At 44.9% G+C, this 7,323-nt stretch carries 4 protein-coding genes; all 4 read right to left on the reverse strand.

The genetic code is table 11. The features are described from left to right. Positions 1-189: 189 nt before the first annotated feature. The 4 genes from Q0162_RS01795 to pdxH all read right to left on the reverse strand — a co-directional run bounded on the left by Q0162_RS01795 (position 190) and on the right by pdxH (position 7,265). Positions 190-1,374, reverse strand: a complete 1,185-nt coding sequence (locus Q0162_RS01795) for an efflux RND transporter periplasmic adaptor subunit (protein ID WP_002670932.1) — start codon at positions 1,372-1,374, stop codon at positions 190-192. A 5-nt stretch (positions 1,375-1,379) separates the two neighbouring features. Further along, positions 1,380-5,711 (reverse strand): CusA/CzcA family heavy metal efflux RND transporter, encoded by a 4,332-nt coding sequence (locus Q0162_RS01800; protein ID WP_297888188.1) that lies wholly within the window; start codon positions 5,709-5,711, stop codon positions 1,380-1,382. Positions 5,712-5,796: 85 nt separating this feature from the next. Next, a complete protein-coding gene (locus Q0162_RS13235; protein ID WP_009411032.1) occupies positions 5,797-6,117 on the reverse strand; it encodes a DUF6660 family protein in 321 nt (106 codons plus the stop codon). 506 nt (positions 6,118-6,623) lie between these two features. Continuing rightward, a complete protein-coding gene (gene pdxH / locus Q0162_RS01805; RefSeq protein WP_297888190.1) occupies positions 6,624-7,265 on the reverse strand; it encodes a pyridoxamine 5'-phosphate oxidase in 642 nt (213 codons plus the stop codon). Positions 7,266-7,323: the final 58 nt, after the last annotated feature.

Below are 7,323 nucleotides of genomic sequence, written 5' to 3' on the forward strand. Positions count from 1 at the left end.
AATTTTCTGTTCACCGGAACAGAGCAAGTTGTGTTTTGAGGCACGCATTAGGCGTGTAGGCACCTCAAAACCACTTGCCCTTGCAGGGAGCTTAAAACACACTCCGAAGTCGTGGTTTTTTACTTTTATATTTTTATTGTATTTCTAATGTAATAAAATTTTAATAATATATCCGATACATTACCAATTCTAATCACTATCTTTTCCAGCATTTACTAAGGTTGCGTTGATAAAGAATGCTCCTTTGGTGGCAATAGTCTGTTCGGGGGCTATAGGTTTTACAGGGGCGATAGCGGTATACCCACTTTCGGAAGCTCCTTTTACTACCTCCACTTTCTCAAAAGAGGTTTCTTTATCCGAAGTTTGGGTTACCAGAAAAATGTAGGATTTACCAGCATCCTCTACGATAGCCTCGTTAGGTACAGCAGGGGTCGTTTGTTTGTCAAGACTGATAACCCCTGTTACATTCATTCCATTGATGAGCCCTTGTTTGTCACCCTCTACGTGGCAATGTACAATGATGCTTTTGCTTTCGTTTTCAAACGAAGCCGCAATGTTATACACTTGGGCATCATATTCGCGAGAGGTGTTATTGGTAGGGTTGAAGTGCACTTGTTGTCCTACCTTAATGTAAGGCAAGTCACGCTCATACACTTGCAAGTGCAGGTGTAGCGAACTGTTGTCGATGATTTCCACAATAGGGGTGGAGGCATCTATATAAGCCCCTTTGTTAGTATATACCGCACTGATATTCCCACTAATAGGAGCCACTATCGCCAAAGTAGATTGCATTCCCTTATCGGTGAGTGTTTGAGGGTTTAAGCCCATTAGGCGTATTTGTTCTTCAAGCGAAGCTTTTTCGGTACGGAGAGTGCGTAGCTGAGTAGTAGCGGCTTGTAGGTTCTTACCAGTACCAGCATTCCCTTCATAGAGGGTTTGCTGACGGTCAAGTTCTTGTTTAGCAAGTTCTATCTGACCATTAACGGTGAGCAAGCGCTGTTGTTGTTGCAAGAATTCTGGGTTAGAAACAGTAGCGATTACTTGCCCTTTTTGCACATAACTGCCTATCTCTACCTTTACGCTCTTGATAATCCCCGCATATACAGTCGATACCTTCGCCTGATGGTCGGCAGGCACGCTCAGTATTCCATTGGCTTTGAGGGTAGCGGCAAGAGCTTTTTCTTCTATATGTCCCAAACGAATATCTACAGTTTGGATTTGAACTTGGGTAAGGGTGGTGAGGTTGCCTCCTTCTTCGTGGTGTTCTTCGCGCTCTTCGAGCTTTTGATTATTGGTAGTTGTAGGAGTGCCATTGCAGGCTGATAGACTAATTCCTATAAGGATAAAAGCGATTTTTATACCATATTTTTTCATTTGTTTTACTGGTTTAAAAGGGATTGTATTTCTATTACTTTTTGATTAAGCGCCTCGATACTCTCAAGGTATGCCAAGCGGGTATCTACGGCTGTCTGTAGGGTGTAAAGGTACTCCACATAGCTTATTTCACCTGCGCTATACCCTAACTGATTGGCTCGGATAATGCGCTCGGCTTCAGGTAGCGCTTCTTGTTTGTAAAACTGATATTTTTGCAAATTCAGTTGGTATTCCTCTTGCAGATTTATCCATTGAGTTTTAAGCTGTTTTTCTGTTTGTTGAGCTGCTTCTATAGCTGCTTCTTTCTGATATTTATAAGCTTTCACCTTGGCACGGGTAGCGGTAAAAATAGGAACTGAAAGCCCTATGGTGGCAAAATGAAAACGTTTACTTCTATCAGTATAGGTCTCTACCCCTCCAATGGTTTGCATTCCTATAAGAGACTGATTGGTATAGCCCAATGTAAGGTCGGGCAGGGCTTGGGCACGCTCTAGACGTTTGTTGTGCTCAGCTATGTTTGCTTCTTGATAGCTGAGTTGTACCAAAGGGTGCTGAGAGAGTTGTACATCCGAAGGCTCACTGAGTAACAAAGGCTCATACACGGGCGACTTGGTAATGGTAAATGCTTCTTCTGTTTGCATTAACGTACGCAAGTTGCGATAGGTAGCTTGTTGTATAGTTTTGTTCTGTTGAAGTAACAAACTTATTTCTCCTTTCTTCACTTGGGCAGTGTTAATATCTATCTTCTTGGTATCCCCTGCTTTATAGCGTACTTCAGCAATGCGAATAAAATTATTGTAGAGACTATCAAGCTGCAAGAGCTGTTCCTCTTTAAAAGTCAAATATTGCAATTGCTGATATGCGTTGCGCACTTGCCGCTTCAGTTCATTCTGCTGAAGGGCTAATTGCCCTTGTTGTAATTGTGTCTCTGCTTGATAGAGCTTTTTGCGAGCAGCAAATACTGTAGGCAAAGGAATAGATTGTGATACACCTACTGAAAGGTCTTTTTCAGCACTGCTGTACTGCCCGTATTGCCCTGTAAAGTCTGTTTTAGCCAATTCAAAAGAGGTTCGCTCTTTAGCACTTGCTCCTTGTAGCTTGAGTTGTGCTGCCTTAATCACTCCATTGTTCTTAAGGGCTATTTGCTCTATTTCTTGTAGCGAGTAAGACTGCTGAGCGTGTAGCGCTATAGGACTGATAAGCAATAGGGCTATCGTGAGTACTTTAGCTGAAGGACGGCGCCAAGAAAAGGTACTATTGAAAGCGATGTAAAGCAACGGAAGCACGAAGAGGGTGAGGAAGGTAGCCGATACTAACCCCCCAATAACCACTGTAGCTAAGGGGCGTTGTACTTCTGCTCCTGCTCCTTGACTGAGTGCCATAGGTAGGAAACCTAAGCTCGCCACCATAGCCGTCATTAGCACAGGGCGTAAACGCATTTCGGTACCCGTAATCACGCGATGCAAAAGGTTGGTCATTCCTTCTTTTTTCAGCTGGTTGAAAGTGCCAATAAGCACTATACCGTTGAGCACTGCTACCCCAAAGAGCGCGATAAAACCAATACCCGCACTAATACTAAAAGGCATTCCCCGAAGAAGCAAGGCAAATACGCCCCCAATGGCACTCATCGGGATAGCACTAAAGATGAGTAAGGATTGTTTTATAGAATGGAAAGCAAGGTATAACAAGAAAAAAATCAAGAGCAGGGCTACCGGTACGGCAATAAGGAGCCTATCGGTGGCTTGTTGTAGGTTCTCAAACTGACCGCCATAGGTAAAGTAATAGCCCGTAGGGAGCTTTACGCCCTTTAATTTTTGTTCTATATCACTCACCACACTCTGCACATCGCGCCCTTGCACGTTGAAGCCAATGACGATACGGCGCTTGCCTGCTTCACGGCTTACTTGTGCGGGGCCTAATTCATATTTGATAGTGGCCAATTGGCTCATCGGCACCTGCCCATTTTCGGTAGCTACCATCATATGCTGTACATCGTCAATTCCGGTACGATGGAGGCTATCGAGGCGTACCACAAGGTCGAACCTTCGTTCGTTCTCGAAGACAACCCCAGCCTTCTTACCAGCAAAGGCGGTACTGAGTACCTCATTGACCTCTTGCACCGAAAGTCCGTAGTTGGCCAAGCGTACCCGATCGTAAGTAACATTGATTTGCGGAAGTCCGCTTACTTTTTCGACCTGTGGGGCGGTAGCACCTTCTGTTTTCTGGATAAGTTGGCTTACTCTTTGGGCGTAGTGGGCGAGGGTATCCATGTTTTCTCCAAAGATTTTTATCGTTACATCCTGTCTGACACCTGTCATCAATTCGTTGAAACGCATTTGTATAGGCTGGCTTTTCTCAAAAAAGACCCCAGGAATATCCTTGAGCCGCTCAATGATGGCATCTCCTAATTCCTCATAGGAGCGACCACTTTTCCATTGGTCTTGGCTCTTGAGTACGATCACAATATCGGAGGCTTCCAGCGGCATGGGGTCGGTAGGTATTTCGGCAGAACCTGTTTTGCCTATCACCATTTTCACCTCGTCGAACTCACGAATCAGGCGAGAGGCCTGCATGGAAGTCTCCAAGCTCTGCTTCAGGGAAGTGCCCGGTGGCAGAATACATTCAAAAACAAAATCGCCTTCTTGTAGTTGTGGAATAAACTCACCTCCCATACGGCTGAAAATGCCTACCGCAAGAACGAACAGTACCACGGTACTGCCTATTATCCATCCCCTAAGGCGGATAGAACGGACAAAGAGCGGTTGGTAGTGACGGTAGAGCCAGCTTGTCATTCGCTCGGCAAAACTGCGCTTGTCACTTACTGTTTTAGGTAGGAGCAAAGCGCTCATGGCAGGGATATAAGTCAGGGAAAGGATCAGGGCACCCAAAATAGCAAAGACGACGGTTTGTGCCATAGGGCGGAACATCTTGCCCTCTACTCCTACCAAGGTAAGAATGGGAATATACACCATCAGGATGATAATCTCTCCGAAGGCGGCACTACTGCGTATTTTGGAAGCGGAATGGAATACCTCCTCATCCATTTGTGCTTGGGTAAGTCGTTGGTGGTTCTTTCGGATCGCCAAGTGGTGCATCACTGCTTCTACCACGATAACCGATCCATCTACGATAATTCCGAAATCTATCGCTCCCAAGCTCATCAGGTTGGCACTTACTCCAAAGAGGTTCATCATTCCTAAGGCAAAGAGCAAGGAGAGCGGAATGGCCGTGGCAACAATCAGTCCGGCACGCAGGTTTCCTAAGAAAAGTACTAAGATGAAGATGACAATCAGCGCCCCCTCTAAGAGGTTTTTCTCTACCGTATGGATGGCGCGTTGTACCAAGTCCGTGCGGTCTAAGAAAGGCTCTATCACTATATCTTCAGGTAGGGATTGCTGTATGGTGGGCAGTTTTTCTTTGATACGACTGACTACCTCGTGGCTGTTTTCGCCCTTGAGCATCATCACTACCCCACCTACGGCATCCACCTCGCCATTATAGGTAAGGGCACCATAGCGGATGGCACTGCCCAAGCGTACCTCGGCTACATGCTTGATAAAGAGGGGAGGGGTGTGCTTGCCTACGGCTATATTGCCTATGTCTTCAAGGGAGCGAGCCATGCCTATTCCTCGGATAAAGTAGGCATTGGGGCGCTTGTCGATATAGGCACCTCCTGTATTTTGGTTGTTCTGCTCCAAAGCAGTGAAAATATCACTGACACTCACCCCCATGGCACGGAGGCGATCGGGGTCTATAACCACCTCATACTGCTTGAGTTCGCCTCCAAAGCTGTTGATTTCGGCTATTCCTTTGGTACCATAGAGTTGGCGAGCCACGATCCAGTCCTGCATGGTGCGGAGGTCTTTGGCGGAATATTTGTTTTTGCTCTGTTCCGTAGGGCGAATGATATACTGATATACCTCCCCCAGTCCGGTACTCACGGGTGAGAGTTCGGGCGAGCCTATGCCTTGAGGGATTTGCTCCTGTGCCTCCTTGAGCTTTTCATTGACTAGCTGGCGGGCAAAGTAGATGTCCATATCCTCGCTAAAGACGGCTGTGATGACCGAGAGGCCAAAGCGGGAAATACTGCGTGTTTCCTCCAGCCCAGGAATATTGGCGATGGCTTGCTCAATAGGAAAAGTAACCAGTTGCTCTACCTCTTGTGAGGCCAAAGTAGGGGTAGAGGTGATGATTTGTACTTGGTTGTTAGTAATATCTGGAACGGCATCAATGGGGAGCCTTGTAGCACTCCATACACCCCAAAAAATAAGCATAAGGGTCATGAATCCTACAAATAGCTTATTTTTGATGCTAAATAGTATGATTTTGTCTAACATTTCTAATAAGAATTAATGATTAGTTAATGACTAATGATGGGTGAGATGACTAATGAACAATCACTTGAGATGAAGAAAGAAAAGACTATATCTTGGGAGGAGTCCAGATATTCCCATAGTAGTTCGAAGACCATACGGTCAGGGGATAGCTATAGGAGGGAATGGTTGCGGTGGCTTGAGCAATGGTTAAGGCCTCATAAGTAGTGGGCGTGCTGATTACCATTTGGCAGCAAGTGCAAATGCAGAAAGGTGAACAGCTATCCAAATGAAAATGAGAGTGTTCCCCAGTTGGGGCTGTTACAAATTCATAAGAAGCTGAAGACTCCTCACCTTCAAGCATATCCGTACAAGGCAGCCCAGTGAGTGCCAACAGATATAAGCTAAGTATGAAGGTGAAAAATCTCATATTGGGAGCAAAGATACATTTTTTTTTCAATCTGATAAAATTTTTTGATTTTGTCGCATTCTACTACATAATTAAAAATAACACATCTGACACATTACCAGCTCCACGCAGACGTGCAGCAACGCACGTCTGCGGGTGCAAAGGTAAATTTTTTTGGTTATATTGTCAAGATGTTGTACCTTTGCACCTAGAAGTTACTGAGAAAATAGGTATAATCAAATGAAATAAGAACTATTACTAAATCATTACCTAATCTTCTTGTAATTCCTGTATCTTCTTTATTTAAAATAGATTATAAAAGTAGTTTCAATTTTGAGGCAAAGGTAATAAATAATTACGAAATACGAAATACGAATGACGAAATATGAGGGGGAGATGGGAGGTGCCAGCCGCACGGGCAGGGAATGGGAGGGAGTATCTTGGAGGTGCTCTGAAAGTCTCGGAGGGGGTGGAGAATTGATAAATTGACTATTTACTAATTCTCTGATTTTCTGATTCTATAATTATTATGGTGCTAAACGCTCTAGTTTCCAGTCGTAGTCTTCGGTGAGGGTGTAGCGCAAGCGGTCGTGGAGTCGGTTGGGGCGTCCTTGCCAAAACTCGATGCTCTGAGGGCGTACTAAAAAACCTCCCCAATAGGCTGGTCGGGGTACTTCTTTGCCTTCATACTCTTTTTCTAATTGATGTAAACGTTCTTCTAGGTATTCTCTTGAGGCGATGACTTCACTCTGCGGTGAGACTATGGCTCCTAATCTGCTGCCGAGAGGACGGGATTCGAAATAGCCATCGGAAGTGTTTTCGGGGACTTTTTCGGCTATTCCTTTGATGATAATTTGTCGTTCGAGAGAGGGCCAGAAAAAGGATAGACACAAATGAGGATTGGCGAGAATGGCTTTGCCTTTTTCGCTTTCGTAATTAGTGTAGAAAATGAAACCTTCGTAAGTGTATTGTTTGAGGAGAACAACGCGGGTTTTTGGGAATCCGTCGAATCCTATGGTGCTGACTGACATTGCGTTGGCTTCGTCTACGCTGTCGCTTTCATCGGCTTCGTAAAACCAAGTTTGGAAGAGTTGCATAGGGTTTTCGGGGGCATCGCTTTCTAAAAGTATGCGTTTGTCGTAAGTTTTTCGGTAGTTGCTTAAATCCATATTAAGTGAAAAGTGAAAAGTGAAAAGTGAAAAGTGAAAAGTGAAAAGTGAAAAGTGA

This window comes from uncultured Capnocytophaga sp., assembly GCF_937936315.1.
Classification (GTDB): domain Bacteria; phylum Bacteroidota; class Bacteroidia; order Flavobacteriales; family Flavobacteriaceae; genus Capnocytophaga.